This is a genomic window from Agrobacterium sp. ST15.16.055, assembly GCF_027956555.1.
Classification (GTDB): Bacteria; Pseudomonadota; Alphaproteobacteria; order Rhizobiales; family Rhizobiaceae; genus Agrobacterium; species Agrobacterium salinitolerans.
In genome coordinates this window covers 182,960-200,954 of record NZ_JAQKGN010000003.1, presented here as the reverse complement: position 1 = coordinate 200,954, position 17,995 = coordinate 182,960, and the positions used below count along the sequence as shown (strand labels likewise).

The 17,995-nt window shown below is 59.0% G+C and carries 21 protein-coding genes and 1 pseudogene; 14 read left to right on the top strand and 8 right to left on the bottom strand.

Going from position 1 to position 17,995, the window contains the following annotated elements; translation table 11 throughout:
- Positions 1-125: 125 nt before the first annotated feature.
- The 7 genes from PL599_RS06995 to motA all read right to left on the bottom strand — a co-directional run bounded on the left by PL599_RS06995 (position 126) and on the right by motA (position 6,881).
- Positions 126-1,418, bottom strand: coding sequence for a flagellin N-terminal helical domain-containing protein (locus PL599_RS06995; RefSeq protein ID WP_271358944.1), 1,293 nt, complete (start codon positions 1,416-1,418; stop codon positions 126-128).
- Between the two features lie 308 nt (positions 1,419-1,726).
- Positions 1,727-2,164 carry a hypothetical protein gene (locus PL599_RS06990; RefSeq protein WP_269823344.1) on the bottom strand — a complete coding sequence of 146 codons (438 nt, stop codon included), beginning with the start codon at positions 2,162-2,164 and terminating at the stop codon, positions 1,727-1,729.
- Between the two features lie 5 nt (positions 2,165-2,169).
- Positions 2,170-3,252: a flagellar biosynthesis protein FlhB gene (gene flhB / locus PL599_RS06985; RefSeq protein ID WP_077983403.1), complete on the bottom strand. Its 1,083-nt coding sequence runs from the start codon at positions 3,250-3,252 to the stop codon at positions 2,170-2,172.
- A 125-nt stretch (positions 3,253-3,377) separates the two neighbouring features.
- The gene (gene fliG, locus PL599_RS06980) at positions 3,378-4,421 is read right to left on the bottom strand and encodes a flagellar motor switch protein FliG (protein ID WP_077983404.1); all 1,044 of its coding nucleotides are present in this window, start codon (positions 4,419-4,421) and stop codon (positions 3,378-3,380) included.
- A gap of 27 nt (positions 4,422-4,448) precedes the next feature.
- Entirely contained in the window at positions 4,449-4,988 is a 540-nt protein-coding gene (gene fliN / locus PL599_RS06975) for a flagellar motor switch protein FliN (RefSeq protein WP_077983405.1), read from the bottom strand.
- A 64-nt stretch (positions 4,989-5,052) separates the two neighbouring features.
- Positions 5,053-6,012: a FliM/FliN family flagellar motor switch protein gene (locus PL599_RS06970; protein ID WP_162520463.1), complete on the bottom strand. Its 960-nt coding sequence runs from the start codon at positions 6,010-6,012 to the stop codon at positions 5,053-5,055.
- Positions 6,009-6,881 carry a flagellar motor stator protein MotA gene (motA, locus tag PL599_RS06965; protein ID WP_020010426.1) on the bottom strand — a complete coding sequence of 291 codons (873 nt, stop codon included), beginning with the start codon at positions 6,879-6,881 and terminating at the stop codon, positions 6,009-6,011. The genes PL599_RS06970 and motA overlap by 4 nt, the downstream gene beginning before the upstream one ends.
- A 186-nt stretch (positions 6,882-7,067) precedes the next feature.
- On the opposite strand from motA, the gene PL599_RS06960 reads away from it, so the two are divergent.
- Genes PL599_RS06960 through PL599_RS06945 form a run of 4 tightly spaced genes read left to right on the top strand, consistent with a single transcriptional unit; the run spans position 7,068 to position 10,568 of the window.
- Entirely contained in the window at positions 7,068-7,847 is a 780-nt protein-coding gene (locus tag PL599_RS06960; RefSeq protein WP_089153245.1) for a DUF1217 domain-containing protein, read from the top strand.
- Between the two features lies 1 nt (position 7,848).
- Positions 7,849-8,583, top strand: a complete 735-nt coding sequence (gene flgF / locus PL599_RS06955) for a flagellar basal-body rod protein FlgF (RefSeq protein ID WP_065114846.1) — start codon at positions 7,849-7,851, stop codon at positions 8,581-8,583.
- Positions 8,584-8,594: 11 nt separating this feature from the next.
- The gene (gene fliI, locus PL599_RS06950; RefSeq protein WP_077983407.1) at positions 8,595-10,001 is read left to right on the top strand and encodes a flagellar protein export ATPase FliI; all 1,407 of its coding nucleotides are present in this window, start codon (positions 8,595-8,597) and stop codon (positions 9,999-10,001) included.
- Positions 10,002-10,004: 3 nt separating this feature from the next.
- Positions 10,005-10,568, top strand: coding sequence for a hypothetical protein (locus tag PL599_RS06945; protein ID WP_137409759.1), 564 nt, complete (start codon positions 10,005-10,007; stop codon positions 10,566-10,568).
- A 166-nt stretch (positions 10,569-10,734) separates the two neighbouring features.
- Here the strand turns inward: PL599_RS06945 and PL599_RS06940 are convergent, their stop codons facing one another.
- On the bottom strand, positions 10,735-11,385 hold the full coding sequence (locus PL599_RS06940; protein WP_080791375.1) for a LysE family translocator: 651 nt from the start codon (positions 11,383-11,385) through the stop codon (positions 10,735-10,737).
- 284 nt (positions 11,386-11,669) lie between these two features.
- Here PL599_RS06940 and flgB point away from each other — a divergent pair, with 284 nt between their 5' ends.
- From flgB to fliP, 10 genes and pseudogenes are all read left to right on the top strand, one after another.
- Complete coding sequence (flgB, locus tag PL599_RS06935) at positions 11,670-12,062, top strand: flagellar basal body rod protein FlgB (RefSeq protein ID WP_077983438.1); 393 nt, start codon at positions 11,670-11,672, stop codon at positions 12,060-12,062.
- Between the two features lie 3 nt (positions 12,063-12,065).
- The gene (flgC, locus tag PL599_RS06930; protein WP_065114841.1) at positions 12,066-12,485 is read left to right on the top strand and encodes a flagellar basal body rod protein FlgC; all 420 of its coding nucleotides are present in this window, start codon (positions 12,066-12,068) and stop codon (positions 12,483-12,485) included.
- Positions 12,482-12,817: a flagellar hook-basal body complex protein FliE gene (locus PL599_RS06925; RefSeq protein WP_142912753.1), complete on the top strand. Its 336-nt coding sequence runs from the start codon at positions 12,482-12,484 to the stop codon at positions 12,815-12,817. The genes flgC and PL599_RS06925 overlap by 4 nt, the downstream gene beginning before the upstream one ends.
- 17 nt (positions 12,818-12,834) lie before the next feature.
- Entirely contained in the window at positions 12,835-13,623 is a 789-nt protein-coding gene (gene flgG, locus PL599_RS06920) for a flagellar basal-body rod protein FlgG (protein ID WP_077983409.1), read from the top strand.
- 20 nt (positions 13,624-13,643) lie between these two features.
- Positions 13,644-14,132, top strand: coding sequence for a flagellar basal body P-ring formation chaperone FlgA (gene flgA, locus PL599_RS06915; RefSeq protein ID WP_080791378.1), 489 nt, complete (start codon positions 13,644-13,646; stop codon positions 14,130-14,132).
- A 65-nt stretch (positions 14,133-14,197) separates the two neighbouring features.
- A pseudogene (locus PL599_RS06910) lies at positions 14,198-15,250 on the top strand (flagellar basal body P-ring protein FlgI); the annotation flags it as partial.
- Positions 15,247-15,783 (top strand): MotE family protein, encoded by a 537-nt coding sequence (locus tag PL599_RS06905; RefSeq protein WP_077983412.1) that lies wholly within the window; start codon positions 15,247-15,249, stop codon positions 15,781-15,783. The pseudogene PL599_RS06910 and the gene PL599_RS06905, both read left to right, overlap by 4 nt.
- Positions 15,780-16,499, top strand: a complete 720-nt coding sequence (flgH, locus tag PL599_RS06900) for a flagellar basal body L-ring protein FlgH (RefSeq protein ID WP_077983413.1) — start codon at positions 15,780-15,782, stop codon at positions 16,497-16,499. The genes PL599_RS06905 and flgH overlap by 4 nt, the downstream gene beginning before the upstream one ends.
- A 27-nt stretch (positions 16,500-16,526) precedes the next feature.
- Positions 16,527-17,027 carry a flagellar basal body-associated FliL family protein gene (locus PL599_RS06895; protein WP_077983414.1) on the top strand — a complete coding sequence of 167 codons (501 nt, stop codon included), beginning with the start codon at positions 16,527-16,529 and terminating at the stop codon, positions 17,025-17,027.
- Positions 17,024-17,761, top strand: a complete 738-nt coding sequence (fliP, locus tag PL599_RS06890) for a flagellar type III secretion system pore protein FliP (RefSeq protein ID WP_059760555.1) — start codon at positions 17,024-17,026, stop codon at positions 17,759-17,761. The genes PL599_RS06895 and fliP overlap by 4 nt, the downstream gene beginning before the upstream one ends.
- Positions 17,762-17,995 lie beyond the last annotated feature (234 nt).

The following is a 17,995-nucleotide window of genomic DNA, read 5'->3' as shown; positions in this document are numbered from 1 at the left end:
ACGCCATGCAATCCGCCCCATATTGACCCGACGTTAGGTGTTCAAACTTGTGCGAAGATGAAGGCGGGCTCGATCAGCAAGCCTGCGCCCCTCCATCCCCTCTCGTGCCCCGCCGGCCAGACCCGTTACTTGAAGAGCTGGAGGATATTTTCCGCATTGGCGTTGGCGATGGAGAGCGCCTGGATGCCGAGCTGCTGCTGCGTCTGCAGCGCTTTCAATCTGGTCGATTCCTCGTTCATGTCAGCATCGACGAGTCGGCCAACGCCCTTGTCGATCACATCCATCAGGCTGGAGACGAAATTGTCCTGCATGCTGATGCGGCTCTGCAGCGAACCCAGGCTGGAAGCCGTGCTGGTCATCGCCTCAAGCCGCTTGTCCACGAAAGACATCATCATGTCGATGGCGTCGGCATCGGTATAGGTCGTGCCGCCGCCGGCAAAACCGCCCATCGCTGCCGCGACGACGTCAAGCTTGGCGAGATCGAGGGTGGAGACGGAAAACTCGAGGGAACGACCGGTTGAAGCCGTTCCACTGCTGGTGTCGTAAAACCAGTCGTTGCTGCCGGTGTCACGATAGGCTGGGGAAACGGTGACGCCGCCGCTGGACGGATCTGTCGCCGTCACCTTGACCCATACATTTTCGGCGAGTCGCAGATAATTGTCGGTTCCGTTGCCGTAGACATTCGGATCGGTATTCGTATCCGCCGTCGCGGCATTCAGCGCGCCGATCTGTGCATCGGTCAGCTTCGGCACGACATAACTCGTATCCGTCGTCGTGCCAGCAGTCGTTGACGTCTGGGTGACTTCATATTCCGTCTTGCTGACAAAAACGGCGTTCTTGTCGAGAATCCCGAGCTTTCCGCCACTGAGGTCGAAAAGCACGGTGCTGCCGTCGAGCGTGTAGTCGACGGTGGTGACCCCGACATTGCCCGAGCCCGTGCGCGTGAAGGATGCAACGACCTTTTTGAAGATCGCTTCTTCAACCGGCGGCGTGCCGCCGTTGCTGATGCTGGCCTGCAGCCAATTTTCACCCGAGAAGGAGGCCGATTCGGAGATGCTCTTCAGCTGTTCCTGAAGCTGTTTGATTTCATCCTGAATCTTGCTGCGGTCGGCGCCCACGCCGTAAGCCGCAACGAGCTTGGCCTTGATCTGCTTGACAACCTCAATCGTGCTTTCAAGCGCATCATAGGCGGTATCGACCTTGGCGGCTCCCAGACCCAAAGCATCCTGCACGGCCGAAAGCGCATTATTGTCGGAGCGCATCGTCGTTGCAATGGACCAGTAGGCCGCATTATCCGCGGCCGTCTCGACACGGTAGCCGGAAGATACGCGCGCCTGTGTTGTCTCGAGGCTCTTGTCGATCATGCGCAGGGTTTGCAGCGCGGCCATCGCCGCCGCATTGGTCAAAATGCTGGTCATGGGGTCCACCCAACTCAAAATTTAAAAAGAAATCCGGCGCGGTACCGACAACGAGCAGAAGCATCATGCGCATCGCCAATGGTCTGAACCGACCACCGCGACCTGCCGTTCGTTAACAAATCGTTAATGCGATAGGTAACAAACAACGAGACTGATTTGCAAGGCGTTCCTGACCTTCGCATCCGGGTTTCGCATAAACCGGCAGGCTTCGGGCAAGCCCGGATCAAAACGCACCGGAAAAACGCGGTTGCGCCCGTGATATGAACGAGCGCAACTTACTTGATGAAAAGATGTGGCGGCTGATACGGTTAAGCCGCTTCGCCCTGACGGGTGGCCACGAATCGGGCAGCAGCCAGGCTGTGGCGGAGAAACTCGGTATTCTCGTCCGGGTTTTCGGAAGGGTTCTGAAACGAGACGTGATTGATCTCGATCACCGCATGCTCGTTGGCGAGTGTCAATCGCGCATAGACCGTGGCGCCCTTCGGCTTCAGCTCGAGATCGAGAACGATCTCCGGCGCGCCTTCCCATTCGAGCTTATATTCGCCGCCGGTGCCGAAATTGATCGTACCAGGATGGTAATAAAGCTCCGCCGCCGAGGAAACGAGGTCGGCGATGCTGCCGTAGCACTCGAATCGGAGCAGCGAAATCAGGTCGGCCGGGTCTAACAAGCGTAATTCGGTGGCGATCGGGTTGATCGCCTCTGCGACGATCATTTCCCGCTGTTCGGAATAGGCGGATTTTTTCATTGGTTTTATTGAACCCGTATTTTCGATGACTTCATGGCGTAAACCCGATGAACGAGCTCCGCCACAGCCTTGTAGAAGGCTGGTGGAATCACACTATCTACCGAGACTTGCGCAAACATGGAGCGTGCAAGCGGTGGGTCTTCAAAAACAGGGATATTGTTTTCTTCCGCAATCTCGCGGATTTTCAATGCGATAAGGTCCTGACCCTTGGCAACGACGACAGGTGCGTCTCCTTCTTCGCGCACGTAACGCAGTGCTACCGCAAAGTGTGTCGGGTTGGCGATGACGAGTGTCGCGCGCGGCACGTTGTTGATCATGCGGCGGCGGGCACGGTCGCGGGCGATCGAGCGCTGGCGGGACTTGACCACCGGGTCACCCTGCGACTGCTTGTATTCTTCCTTCACCTCATGCTTCGTCATTTTCAGCTGGCTGAACCAATGATGGCGCGTCCACAAGACGTCCACGGCGGCGAGCAGCGCTGTCGAGAGCAGGATGACCACCATCATTTTCTTGACGATTTCAACCAACCGGACGAAAATCACCTGCGGATCGGAAAACATCAGATCGATGAGGCTGTAGAAATCACCGCGAAGCGCGAAGAACATGATGACCGAAACGATCATGATCTTGAACACCGATTTGGCGAATTCCACAAAGCCCTGCTTGCTATAGATACGGGTGAAGCCTTTTGCCGGTGAAATGCGTGACCATTGCGGACGCACCCGCTCCAGCACCGGCGACGGCAGGTTCTGCAGGAAAGACGAGGCAAGCCCGAAAACGATGAACATGATCATGGCCGGCATGAGCAGGTAAGCAACGGACGTGCCGAGAAAATAGAGCAGCGACAGGGCATCCGGCCGGGTGCTGAGGTTCCATTGTTCGGGCTGGCCGAACAGGTCCTTCAGGGTGACACCGAGACGGCCGGCACCATCGGGCAGGAAAAAAACCAGATAGCAGTAAAAGGCGAGCGACGACGCAAAGATCGGCACTTCGCGCGAAAATGGAAGATTGCCTTTTTCCGCCGCATCACGAAGTTTTTTCTCCGTGGGGTCTTCTGTTTTACTGTCCTTGTCCTGATCGTCTGCCAAGGCACGTTCCCGAAATAAAAAAGGCCCGCCGATCCCGGCAGGCCGTCATCCCGAAACTAGCGTTCGTGGCCGGCCATCGCAATGGCCGGCTCCGCCCTGGAGGCGGGTTATCAACCGGCTTCCGCTTAAGCGGCGGCCGACTGTTCGTCCGCGGCGGCTTCCTTCAGCTGGATCTGGCCGGAATTGGCGAGCCGGATCGCTTCTTGAGCGACGGCGCGGCGTGCGATCGCCACTTCGCGGGTATTGATCGAGGCTTGCGGCACGGAAAGGTCCGATTCGATCATACGGCGCTGGCGCGGGCTGATGCTGGAAAGCACGCATTCCTTGATTTCCATCGTGGCGCCGCGTAGCGCCATGGTCAGAACATCCGCCGAAACATCGTTGAGCAGCAGGACGCGGCTGCGCTGCGGCATGAACATGAGGTCGTCGAAGAGGAAGATCTTCGGCTTGACCTTGTTTGCGGCTTCCTTGCTGAGCGTTTCGAGCGAGCTGAGCAACGTGTCGACCTGCGGCTTGTCCAGTTCGTTCATCAGATCGGCAACCTTTGTCGAGCCGCCGGCATTGCGCTCGGCCTCGATCTCGTTGATGAGGTTGACCACGCGCTTCTCGATGATCTGCGCGGCGGTCGGGCTGACTTCCTTCATGTTTACCGTACGGTTCATGATGTCGGCGCGTTGCTCTTCCGGAATGGTCAGGAGAACCTTGGCGCCAAAAGAGGAAGGCAGCATGGAGAGAATATAAGCGATGGTCTGCGGATGCTCGCGCAACAGGAACTTGCCGACGAATTCCGGCTCGGCTTCCTGAAGACGGTCCCAGATCGACGCTTCATAGGCCTGGAAGGCCGCGCGGCGACCGAGAAGGCTGTCGACTTCTTCCGGTGTCAGCCCTTCTTCGAGAATGCTTTCGATTGCCTTGGCATTGTCCATCAGGCCCGTTCCTTCCGTGAACAGGTCTTCGAATTCCGCCACGATCTGCGCGAGCTCATCCGGAGGAATGACGCGCAGGGTCTGAGCCGAGGAAATGATCATCTGCAATTCGTGCTGCGTGAAAAACTTCAGCAGCTTGCCGGCGACGCCCTTGCCCATGGCAAGAAGCACCGCGGCCGCCTTGTCGGCCTGAGACAACGGCTTGCCCGCAATGGGGTTACCGAAATCCTCGAAGTCCATCATGGTCTTTCCTCTCCGTCCCCACAGGGATCAGGCTTTCTTCGTACTCAGTACTTCAATCAATTTTACGCCGAAGCGCGTATCGTCGTCTTCCAGAACCGTTATCTCACCGCGCGCAATACGGCGGCCATTCACCATGATTTCAACCGGCTCGCCGATCTTGCGGTCGAGTGCGATCGTTGCTCCTTCTTCAAGGCTCATCAGCCCCGAAACGAGCATTCTGCTGGTGCCAAGAACGATCTGGACATCGATCGGGATGTCCATGATCATTTCCATGTTTTCGGACAATCCGCTGCCAAGCGGCGCCTTCACACCCGCAACCTGCGGGGCGGCGGCAAAATCGTCCATAGCAAAATCGTCCGTTCCGCCACCGAAGGCGGAAAGATCGGTGTCCGTCGAAACCTCGTCCGTCGTTCCGAAATCGCCGAAGTCGCCGAAATCGGAGAGCGAGCCTTCCGCATCCGTCTTGAGGACGCCACGCAGATCGCCGATAGCCTGGTCGAGGTCGCCGTCGTCTTCAAACGACGGCAGCGCCGCATCATCGGTCACAGGTGTTTTCTTCGTAGCCATGCGCTGATTATTCCCTTTGAAACTTGCGTCAACCTGCCCAAATCCTCGAAGGCCGGGCAGGATTTTAACCCATCAAATGTCGTAAGATCTCGTCGTCAGTGCTGACATTGTTCTTCACCCGAACCATGTAGCGGTCGCCGGACTTGCCGAATTCGCAATTGTAGAGCTTGGAACCGTTGGCGCTGACCTCAACGCCGATATCGTCCTGCTTCAGAGCCTGAAACGGAATGACATCGCCGGCCACCAGCTTGGAAATCGTCCTGAGCGTCAGTGTTTCGAGCTTGATGCGCGCCTCGAGCGTGACCTGTGATCGCTTCACCTGCTCCGAAATCATTTCCATCCATTCCTCCTGCTTCTTCAGCGCCTGGGCTGAAGCCTTGGGGGCGACGATGGAAGTCTTGAGCAGGGCGCGCTGCGGCACGATCAGCGAGAACTCCGACGATACCTTGCCAATATCGACCTTCAGGCGGATGGTCACGCCGTAAAGGCCGGCGATCATCTCGTCGAAGGCGCTTTTGCCGTTGGAATTGAATGGCGGATCGATGGTTGCCTCAAATCCGCCCGGCGCGTTGACACCGGAGCGCAGGACACCTGCGATGCGGCCAAGAACCATGGCCGCGAGATCAAGCTCGATATGGGAGAGGCTGCGCTCGTCCGGCTCGCCAATCATGTCCGGCGACGCGCCCAGCATGCGCTCCATGAGCGCGATGACGAAACCGTTGCCGACCGTCATCATGAAATTGGGGCACCAGTTGCGCAGGGAACAATCGGCAACCGCGACATTGCTCCCGACATTGGCGATGAGATCGGTCATCAGTCCCGATTCGGAACCGACATATTCGACGTCGATCGCGATGCCGGTCTCGCTGTGGAAGATGTCTGGCAGGAACTCGCTGTAGAGATGGCCGATATCGGAACCGATCTTGGCGATCGTCTTGCGATCGGATAATCCGCCCGTCAACTTTGCCAGAAGGGCCGTGTCGATGGCCGGTGCTTGTTGCGCTGCAGCTTTTGCCATCGTCATGCCGCCTTGTTTTCGCCGCCGGGGTTCATCATCTCCTGCTCGACGGCGTCAATAGATGGCCGCTCGTAGTTGGAGATGGTCTTGCGGCCATATTCGAGTGCGACCTGCGGCACCGAGCCGTTCATGTAAGCGATCAGCGTCTGCTTGACGATGATGTAGAGGCGGTGCTGCTTGGTGCGGACGATCTTGACCTGGGACGCCAGCGGGTTGCAGATCGAGTAGGACAGGATGATGCCGAGCATGGTGCCGACGAGCGCGGCGCCGATGAGGCCGCCCAGCACTTCCGGCGATTCGTTGATCTTGCCCATGGCCTTGATAACGCCGAGAACCGCCGCGACGATACCAATGGCAGGGAAGGAATCCCCCATGGTGGTAATCGCGTGATAAGGTTTCAGCTTGTCGTTCAGGATGGTTTCGATTTCCTCATCCATCAGCGCCTCGATTTCGTGGCTTCGGGCGTTGCCGATGATGATGAGGCGAACATAGTCGCAGATGAACGAGGTCAATTCCTTGTTCTTCAGAACCGATGGCGCGCTCTGGAAAATCGAGGATTCTTCCGGATTGTCGATATGGGCCTCGATCTCGTTGCGCGATTTCGTGCGCAGGTCGCGCATCAGCGAATAGAGCACGCCGAGCACGTCGAGATAGTTTCGCTCCTTCGGGACCGAATGCTTGAAGGCCTCGCCGAGCGCCTTGCCCGAATCCTTCACGACTTTCATGGGGTTCGCCATGATGAAGCCGCCGAGACCGGCGCCGCCGATGATCATCAATTCGAACGGCTGAACCAGCACGTCCAGATGACCGCCCATCGCCATGTAGCCGCCGATGATGCAGCCGAAGGTGATTATAAGTCCAATTACAATATTCATTGATCGACCACGCCCGAACAGTGTTCCATGGCGCCATGTCTAAAAAATGTGGCTTGCGTGAACCTGTCCGCAAAGCCGCTCTCGCATTCCTGTCTCCAGCCAGTTTCGCACAAGCAAGCCACGGCAATATGCCTACAAAGGCGGACGTGCGCCTTGAGATCGGGATCAAACGAGAGCGGCAGTTCAGTGACTTCCACCTACACCAGCTACAGACTGATCAGTCAGGATATCGGCAAATCGCTTGAGCGGGTGTCGGAACAGCCCGACGTGGCGCGCGAGACCGAATATTATCGTGCGAAGATCGGCGACGTGAAATCCATCGACGACTTCATGGCCGATACGCGCCTTTACAATTACGCGCTGAAGGCCCACGGCCTTGAGGACATGGCCTATGCGAAGGCCTTCATCCGCAAGGTGCTGACGGAAGGCGCCTCGGACAAGGACGCTTTCGCCAACAAGCTTTCCGACAGCCGTTATGCAGATTTTGCGAAGTCGCTGGATTTTGCCGGCCTGGGCGCAGCGGCGACTTCGGTCGACGCGGCCCAAACGGGCGTCATCAGCAAATACACGCGCCAGACCCTGGAACAGGAAGCCGGTGATGACAATAACGGTGTCCGGCTCGCCCTTTATTTCGAACGCAAGGCATCAACCATCACATCCGGCCTCGATTTTCTCGCCGACGACGCGCTCGCGCAGGTGTTTCGCACAACGTTCAACCTCCCCGACGCATTTTCCGCCGCCGACATCGACAAACAGGCGGCGCTCATCGAAAAGAGCATCAATATCAAGGATCTGCAGGACCCCGAAAAGGTTGGAAAGCTGCTCGAGCGTTTCACCATCATGTGGGAAATGCAAAACCCCTCGACGACCTACGACCCTTTGGCCGTTTTCGGCTCCTCCAGCGGCTACGGCATTTCCCCTGACCTGCTGATCTCGATCAACTCCCTGAAACTCGGAGGCAAATGATATGCAATCCGGACTATATGTCGCCCTCTCCTCACAGATAGCGCTGGAGCGCCGTCTCACCACCATTTCCGACAATATGGCGAATGTGAACACCGTCGGTTTTCGCGGGTCCGAAGTGAAATTCGACGAAATGGTCGCCAAGAATCACAATGACATGAACGCTCGGGTGGCCTTCGTTTCGCAGGGCAACGACTATCTTTCCACTCGTCAGGGCGCTTTCGAGCAGACTGGCAATTCCTTCGATTTTGCCATCAAGGGCGACGCCTGGTTTTCGCTGGATACCCCCGATGGCCAGATTCTGACCCGCGACGGCCGTTTCACCATGCGTCCGGACGGCGCGCTCATTTCCTCGAGCGGTTATCCCGTTCTCGATGCCGGCGGCGGTCCGATCCAGCTCAATCCGAATGGCGGCCCGATCACCGTCGGTCTCGATGGAGCCATCCGGCAGAACGAAAACATCGTCGCTACCCTCGGCATCTTTCAGGCGGATTTTTCGCAGGGTTTCCTGCGTCATCCCAATAGCGGCGTGAAGCCGGTGGCCCAGCCGGTTCCGGTGGTCAACAACCATGAAGTCGGCGTCGTTCAGGGTTACCTCGAGCAGTCGAACGTCAACGGCATTTCCCAGATGACCCAGCTCATCCAGGTCAACCGCGCCTTTGAAAGCATCTCCTCGCTGATGCGCGATACCGAATCGACCTTCGGCGAGGGCATCAAGACGCTTGGCGGCGCGCGTTGAGGAACTGACTGATGACAATGCCGGAATCCATGCTCTCGGCTGATGCCATTTCACCGAAGCTCGCGCAGCTGGCGAGCCTCGCCGGGCATTATGCCGATCCGGAGTTCTCGGTTGCGCATGGCGGTCATGTCCGCACCATCGCCGCCGGGCACTATACGGTTTCCGGCCTGTCGCGGCATGTGCGGCTCGGTGAATTCGTCGCCCATCGCAGCGCGACCGGCATTCATCTCGGCGAAGTGGTGCGCGTGGAGCCGGACATCTGCTATGTCTGCCCCATCGAGCCCGGCGAGCCGATCGGCATTCACGACACCGTCATCCGCAAGGGCGCTTTCCGCGTCGCGCCCGACAACAGCTGGTGCGGCCGCACGATCAACGCGCTGGGCGAACCCATCGACAATCAGGGGCCGCTTGCGCCGGGCATTGAACGCCGCTCGATTTCAAACAACGCACCACCCTCGATGACCCGCAAGCGCGTAGAGACACCCTTTAAGACGGGTGTTCGCGCTATCGATATCTTCTCGCCGCTTTGCCTCGGCCAGCGCCTCGGCATTTTTGCTGGCTCCGGCGTCGGTAAATCCACGTTGCTGTCAATGCTCGCCAAGGCAGATGCCTTCGACAAGGTGGTGATTGCGCTTGTCGGCGAACGCGGCCGTGAAGTGCGCGAGTTCATCGAAGACACAATGGGCGAGAACATGAGCAAGTCCATCGCCGTCGTTGCGACAAGCGATGAAAGCCCGATGCTGCGCAAGATGGCCCCGCTTTCCGCCGTTACCATCGCCGAGCATTTTCGCGATCAGGGCGACAATGTTCTTCTCATCATCGACAGCGTGACGCGATTTGCCCATGCGATCCGCGAAGTGGCGGTCGCTTCGGGCGAACCGCCTGTCGCACGCGGTTATCCCGCTTCGGTCTTTACCGAACTGCCGCGACTGCTGGAACGGGCGGGACCGGGCGCCGAAGGCACCGGCACCATCACCGCCATCGTCTCCATCCTCGTGGATGGCGACAATCATAACGATCCGATTGCCGATTCGACCCGCGGTATTCTCGACGGTCATATCGTGCTTGACCGCAGCCTTGCCGAAGAAGGCCGTTACCCGCCGATCAATCCGCTCGCCTCGATCTCCCGTCTCGCCAAGAAGGCCTGGACACCGGATCAGGAAAAGCTGGTCTCGCGCCTCAAGGCGCTGGTGCATCGCTTCGAGGAAACGCGCGATCTTCGCCTCATCGGCGGTTATCGGCCCGGTACCGACCCCGATCTCGACATGGCGGTGAAGCAGGTGCCGATCATCTATGAAACGTTGAAACAACTGCCGAGCGAGCCGGCAGCGCTGGATGCCTATGCCGACCTGGCGACCGCATTGCGCGGCGGCGCGCAGAACGGTCAGCCGCAGGTAACCCCGAGAATGAGAGGCTGACCCGTGAGGAAAAAGCGGAACGACAATAGCCACGATGAAGACGTGCTGCCGAAGCCCGTTTTCTTTACACCCGACCGTATTCTCGCATGGACGGGCATCGGGCTCGCCGCTGCAGCAGCCTTTTTCCCCTGGTACGTGTTTTTCAATGAAGAAAAATTCGGCATGAAGGTGGCGGGCGGCGATCGCACGCGCGATCTGCCCCATACCGGGCCGCGGGAAGTCTTCAGCGTTTCGCCGATGGCCATGACCAACCGCAACAAGGAAGACACCCCGCCGCCGGCGGATCTGCCCGACATGCTGACGACGGCCACCGTGAACGCAGGCGGCAAGGAAAAACAGAACGACCTGGCAGCGGGCATTGAAGATCAGCCCTTCCCCGGCCAGACATCGTTCCGTCTGCTGCATGTCTCCAATGGCCGCGCCCTAATTGAGGACGGTTCGGGCATGTATATGGTGAGGGTAGGTTCTACCCTGCCTGACAATGCGCTGCTGACGAAGATCGAGCAACGCAACGGCGAGTGGTTGATAGAGACGTCCTCCGGAAGAACCTATCATCCGGAAAAATAGTCCGGCCACCCGTGAGCGGAAGGCCGCGTTGCGCATCTCGGTGACAACACTCCCAAAGCAAAACTTCCCGATGACCGCCGCAAAGACCCCTTCGCGGCGGCATTCCATCGGTAATCTGGGCTGTCCCCGCAGTAGCCGTCAGGGACGGCTCTGCGAGTCCTGCGGTTTATTTTCTCTGGTTGCCGGCAAAAGCCGCCGTCACACCGAGACCGATATAGACGAAACCGCTGACCCAACGTTCAGCGCTGAGATAAACCGGGCTGCGCTTCAGCCAGTTGCCGGCCGTTCCCGCCACAAGGGCATATGTCCCATCCGTCAAAACGCCGATCACCGTGTAGAGAATGCCGAGAAAAGCGATCTGCATTGCCACATGGCCCCTTCCGACCTCAACGAACTGCGGCAGGAAAGCCAGAAAGAACAAGGCCGTCTTCGGATTGAGGAGGTTGACGATGAAGCCCTCGCGAAAGATGCGCATGCGGCTGCGCGTCGGCAAACCGCCCTCGATATCGGGAATGTCCGACGAGCCGAAGAGCTTTTTGAGGCCAAGCCAGATCAGATAGGCCGCACCGGCATATTTCACCACGCTGAAGGCGAGCGCAGACGAGGCGAGCAGCGCCGACAATCCGACAGCGGCAGCAACGACATGAACGAGTGTCGCCGTATGGATGCCAAGGATTGAAACAAGACCGGCGGAACGACCCTGCTCGACCGAGCGTGCGAAGATATAAAGGACTGCGGGGCCGGGCACGAGAAGCAGCACCAGCGTGGCGCTGATGAACAGGCCGAGATTGGCGGCACTTGGAATTACCAGATCCATGATTGTCTCCCATCGTTCTCACCACTCTAGCGCTAATATCGGGCCGCGTTCAAGGTGAATCGAAACCGCTTCCGAGCCACCCTGCGCGGCGCTCTCTGGAATGGGCGTGACAGCCGCATTTGGTCATTCAAAGCGACGCGTGCCGCAATGGAGACATGCGCTTTTATCTTCGGCAGACCCTCTTCCGTCCCGCTTCCGGCCTTTGGCCAGCGCCGTCTCCCCTCCCCGCAAGTCTGACGCAAGATTAGCCCCGTAGGTTCGGGGCATACGAGATGGAGAAGTCTATGCAACCGATTCAACTGTTCGAACTGGCATCCCGCCAAGCGGAATGGCTGAGCGTGCGGCAGGAAGTCGTGGCGACCAACATCGCCAACGCCAACACACCCAAGTTCCACGCCAAGGATGTCAGCCCTTTCGAAGCGGTCATGCAGGCCACCAGCCAGCAAGTCGGCATGGCGAGGACCAACCCTGCCCACTTCGGCGAGAGCACCCTCAGCGACAATATCGCAGTGCGCGACAACCCGATCAACAACGAGATCGGCATGCAGGAGTCCGGCAATTCGGTCGCGCTCGCTGAAGAAATGACCAAGACCGGCGAGATCAAGCGGCAGTACGAGCTGAACGCCAATCTCGTCAAATCCTTCCATCGCATGATGCTGATGACGGTTAAGAGGTAAGCCATGGATCCCTTGAGTGCGGCGAGCAAGATCGCCGGCAGCGGTCTCGAAGTGCAGTCCACGCGCCTGCGCATTGTTTCGGAAAACATTGCCAACGCCAGATCCACCGGCGACACCCCCGGCGCCGACCCCTATCGCCGCAAGACCGTCACCTTCGGGTCCGAGCTCGACCGCGTCAGCGGCGTAGAGCGCGTGACGGTGAAGAAGCTCGGCGTCGACCGTGGCGATTTCATCAACGAATACGACCCCGGCAACCCGGCCGCAGACAGCAACGGCATGGTGAAGATGCCCAACGTCAACATCCTGATTGAAATGGCGGACATGCGCGAAGCCAACCGCAGCTACGACGCCAACCTTCAGGTCATCCGCCAGACGCGCGACCTCGTCGCCTCCACAATCGACCTTCTGAAGGCATCGCAATGATCGACGGTATCAAGCAAGTCAGTTCCCTTTCGCTCACCCGCGGCGCAAGCGGTATTTCCTCGCTGACGGAAAGCGTTTTCGGCAGCGAGCAGACGACGCCCGCCCAGCAGACGGGCGCAAGCTTCGCCAGCGTTCTCGGCAATATATCGCTGGATGCGATGAACAATCTGAAGAAGGCGGAAGTCGCTTCCTTCGAAGGCATTCAGGGCAAGGCGAACACGCGTGAAGTGGTCGATGCCATGCTTTCGGCCGAACAGTCGCTGCAGACCGCCATCGCGCTCCGAGACAAGATCGTGTCGGCCTATCTCGACATTACCAAAATGCAGATCTAGCCCACAGGAATATTGACATGAGAGCTCTTGCCATCGCTGCCACCGGTATGGACGCCCAGCAGACCAATCTGGAAGTCATTGCCAACAACATCGCCAACATCAACACCACCGGCTACAAGCGCGCGCGTGCGGAGTTCACCGACCTTCTTTACCAGACCGAGCGCATGCAGGGCGTGCCGAACCGCGCCAACCAGGCGATCGTGCCCGAGGGCGCCAATATCGGCCTCGGCGTACAGACCTCGGCCGTGCGCAACATCCACACCCAGGGCAATCTGATCGAGACCGGCAACAAGCTGGACGTCGCGATCATCGGCCAGGGCTGGTTCCAGATCGAGGCGGCCGACGGTTCGACGCTTTACAGCCGCGCAGGCGCCTTCAACAAGAATGCCGACGGTAATCTGGTGACGGTCGACGGCTATAACGTCATCCCGAACATCAATATCCCGACGGACGCGCAGGACATCACCGTGACCCGCACGGGTCAGGTCACGGCCCGCATCGGCAATGCCACCGATTTCACCGAACTCGGCCAGCTGACCATCGCCAACTTCGCCAATGAAGCAGGCCTGAAGCCGCTGGGCGACAACCTCTTCGCCCAGACGCCGGCCTCCGGCGACGCGGTCGTCGGCGTGCCTGATGATCCGAGCTACGGCTACATCAAGCAATCCTACCTCGAAGGCTCGAACGTCGACGCCGTCAAGGAAATCACCGATCTGATCACGGCGCAGCGCGCCTACGAGATGAATTCCAAGGTCATCACCACCGCTGACGAAATGGCTTCGATTGTCAGCAAGAACCTGAAGTAAGAACGGAAAGGCAGGCGAACATGAGGTTTGGCCGGAAACATAGCAGCAGCAGAACGGCGCTCGTCCGTATGTGCCTTGCGTCTGCCTTTTCGCTGGGGGCGCTTGCCCCCGCCCTTGCACAGGCGCCGATGGCGCTGGTCCCGACGCGCACCATCTATCCGGGCGAGACCATCTCGCCTGACCAGGTGAAGCCTGTCGAAGTGACCAATCCCAATATTTCCTCGGGTTATGCGAGCGATATCAGCGAAGTGGAAGGCATGATCTCCAAGCAGACCCTGCTTCCCGGCCGCACGATCCCCGTTGCCGCCTTGCGCGAACCGTCGCTCGTCACGCGCGGCACCAGCGTCAAACTCGTCTTCACAATCGGCAATATGACGCTGATGGCTTCGGGGACGCCGATGACCGATGGCTCGCTCGGCGAAGTCGTGCGGGTACGCAACATCGATTCCGGCGTGATGGTCAGCGGCACGGTCATGAGGGACGGAACCATTCAGGTGATGGCGAAATGAGAGTGCTTCGTATCCTGGCCGCGGCCGTTCTGTTTTCGGCCCAACCTTTCCTCTCGCTGCCCGCAGCCCATGCGGATACATCCCGTATCAAGGATATCGCATCGCTGCAGGCCGGGCGCGACAACCAGCTGATCGGCTACGGTCTCGTGGTCGGCCTGCAGGGCACAGGCGACAGCCTGCGCTCCTCGCCGTTTACCGAGCAATCCATGCGCGCGATGCTGCAAAACCTCGGCATCACCACGCAGGGCGGCCAGTCGAACGCCAAGAACATCGCCGCCGTGATGGTGACAACCAATCTGCCACCCTTCGCCAGCCCCGGCAGCCGTGTTGACGTGACAGTCAGCTCGCTGGGCGACGCCTCGTCGCTGCGCGGCGGCACGCTCATCATGACCTCGCTTTCGGGCGCAGACGGCCAGATTTACGCGGTCGCACAGGGTGCGCTGATCGTCAACGGCTTTTCCGCACAGGGCGATGCCGCGACGCTGACGCAGGGCGTCACCACCTCCGCCCGCGTGCCGAACGGTGCGATCATCGAGCGCGAACTGCCGTCCAAGTTCAAGGATTCGGTCAATCTGGTCCTTCAGCTGCGCAACCCGGACTTCTCGACGGCCGTGCGGGTCGCGGATGTCGTCAACGCCTTTGCCCGCGCCCGTTACGGAGATGGCATCGCCGAGCCGCGCGATTCGCAGGAAATTGCGGTGCAGAAGCCGCGCACCGCTGATCTGACGCGACTGATGGCGGAAATCGAAAATCTGACGGTCGAGACGGATACGCCTGCCAAGGTCGTCATCAACGAACGTACCGGCACCATCGTCATCGGTGCGGATGTGCGCATTTCCCGCGTCGCCGTCAGCTACGGAACGCTGACCGTGCAGGTGACGGAATCGCCGCAGGTCATCCAGCCGGCGCCATTTTCGCGCGGCCAGACAGCCGTGCAGCCGCAGACGGATATCATGGCCATGCAGGAAGGCAGCAAGGTCGCCATCGTCGAAGGTCCCGACCTTCGCACACTGGTTGCCGGTCTCAACAGCATCGGGCTCAAGGCGGACGGTATCATCGCCATTCTGCAAGGCATCAAATCCGCTGGTGCCCTTCAGGCGGAGCTTGTGCTGCAATGATGGAACATCAGAAGAAAAACATATTCCCGAATGGCCTTACTCGCTTCGCGGCCGTCGCCTCGCTGCTATTCCTTCTGCCGGCCGCTGGCGCGGAAAGCCAGCAGAATGTGGTGTCCGAACTCAGCACGCAGGATGAAATCCAGAAATTCTGCACCAACATCGCCGATGCGGCCCGCGACCAGCGTTATCTTATGCAGAAGCAGGAGCTGGAAAAGCTGCAGTCCGACGTCAACGAGCGCATTGCCGTGCTGGAAGACCGCAAGGCGGAATATGAGGACTGGCTGGCGCGCCGCGAACATTTTCTCGCCCAGGCGAAAGCCAATCTTGTTGATGTCTACAAGACGATGAAGCCGGATGCCGCAGCACCCCAGCTCGAAAAGATGCATGTGGAGATCGCCGCCGCCATCATCATGCAGCTGCCGCCGCGCCAATCCGGCCTGATCCTCAGCGAAATGGATGCGGCGAAAGCCGCAACCGTCGCCGGCATCATGTCGCAGGCAACCGACAAAAACACTTCGAAGGATCCTTCATGACCGCGCGTCGTCTTCCGGCCCTCCTCCTGCCGCTCGCTCTGCTTGCCGGCTGCCAGAACAACCAGACCCTGAAGGAAATCGGCAACGCGCCCGCGATGAGCCCGATCGGCAGCGGCCTGCAATTCAGCCAGACGCCGCAGATGGGCATGTATCCCAAGCAGCCGAAGCACATGGCCAGCGGCTATTCGCTGTGGAGCGACAGCCAGGGCGCGCTGTTCAAGGACCTTCGCGCGCTCAACATCGGCGACATTCTGACCGTCAACATCCAGATCAATGACAAGGCCGATTTCGACAATGAGACCGAGCGCAACCGCACCAATGCCAGCGGCCTGAACTGGAAGGCCAAGGCCGAAATCTTCGGCTGGACCCCGGAAGCAGACTCGAGCATCAAATACGGCTCCGACACCGACACCCAGGCGAAGGGCAAGACCAAGCGTTCCGAAAAGCTGACGCTGCTGGTGGCCGCCGTGGTGACCGGCATTCTGGAAAACGGCAACCTCATCATCAGCGGCTCGCAGGAAGTGCGCGTGAACCACGAAATCCGCATCCTCAACGTCGGCGGTATCGTCCGGCCGCAGGATGTCGACGCCCAGAACATGATCTCCTACGAGCGTATCGCCGAAGCACGAATCTCCTATGGCGGCCGCGGACGTCTGACGGAAGTGCAACAGCCCCCGGTCGGGCAACAGGTCGTCGACCTGTTCTCGCCGCTCTGACGCCGGTACACGGGAACGGACTGACCCATGGAAAACGAACAGGTAGAGGGCAAGAAAAAATCCTCCCCTCTGGTCATGACCATCGCAGGCGTTGCCATCCTCACCCTGGTCGGTGCGGGCGGCGGCTGGCTCGTGGGCGGCATGATCGCGCCGAAGATCGCCGGCGCGGAGGCCCATGCCACGGCCGCTGCCGGCGGGCACGGTGAGAAAAAGGACGAGGGCATCGAGAAAATCTCGGCTGAGGCGAACGGCATCGTCCAGCTCGATCCCATCACCACCAACCTCGCCTATCCCTCGACGAACTGGGTGCGGCTGGAAGTGGCGCTGATGTTCAAGGGGCCGGTCGAGGTGGGGCTGGCGGAAGATATACACCAGGATATTCTCGCCTATGTCCGGACCGTTTCCCTTCAGCAGCTCGAAGGCCCGCGCGGCTTTCAATATCTTAAGGATGACATTCAGGAACGAGTTGACCTGCGCTCTCAAGGGCGCGTATCCAAGGTCATGTTCCGGACCTTTGTCATCGAATGATTCGATTTCTTGTAACCATCGCCGTCCTTCTCGCTTTGCCGGGCCTTGCCAGTGCCCAGCAATTCCCGTCCGATCTGTTCAACACGCAGATAGACGGCTCCGTCGCGGCGTGGATCATCCGCACCTTCGGCCTGCTGACGGTTCTGTCCGTCGCGCCGGGCATCCTGATCATGGTCACGAGCTTTCCGCGCTTCGTGATCGCCTTCTCGATCCTCAGATCCGGCATGGGACTGGCTTCGACCCCTTCCAACATGATCCTGCTGTCGATGGCGATGTTCATGACCTTCTACGTCATGTCGCCCACCTTCGACAAAGCCTGGACCGACGGCGTACAGCCGCTTCTGCAGAACCAGATCAACGAACAGCAGGCCGTGCAGCGCATCGCGGAGCCCTTCCGTACTTTCATGAACGCCAATACGCGTGACAAGGATCTGAAGCTGTTCGTGGACATCGCCCGCGAGCGCGGACAGGAAGTGATGACCGACAATGTCGTCGACTACCGCGTGCTGGTTCCGGCCTTCATGCTGTCGGAAATCCGGCGCGGTTTCGAGATCGGCTTCCTCATCATCCTGCCGTTTCTGGTCATCGATCTGATCGTCGCCACCATCACCATGGCAATGGGCATGATGATGCTGCCGCCCACCTCCATCTCCCTGCCGTTCAAGATTTTGTTCTTCGTGCTGATCGACGGCTGGAACCTGCTTGTCGGCAGCCTCGTCAGATCGTTCAACTGACGGCCTTTGTGCCGGATTGACACCCGTTAACCCTGTTTTTTAACCCCGCAGCCCAACGGCAGCGGGGTTTTCGCATTTTGATGCTTTGTTTACCATTTTCCCTAGGGCCTGAGTAACTATATTTATAAACATAAAAATCACCATTTAACTAAATAACTCAGTAACCATAAGTATTTTCCAGTATTTCTTGGCGCCCAAATTAATAATTGCGCAATTTTTCGCTGCGAAATTCCA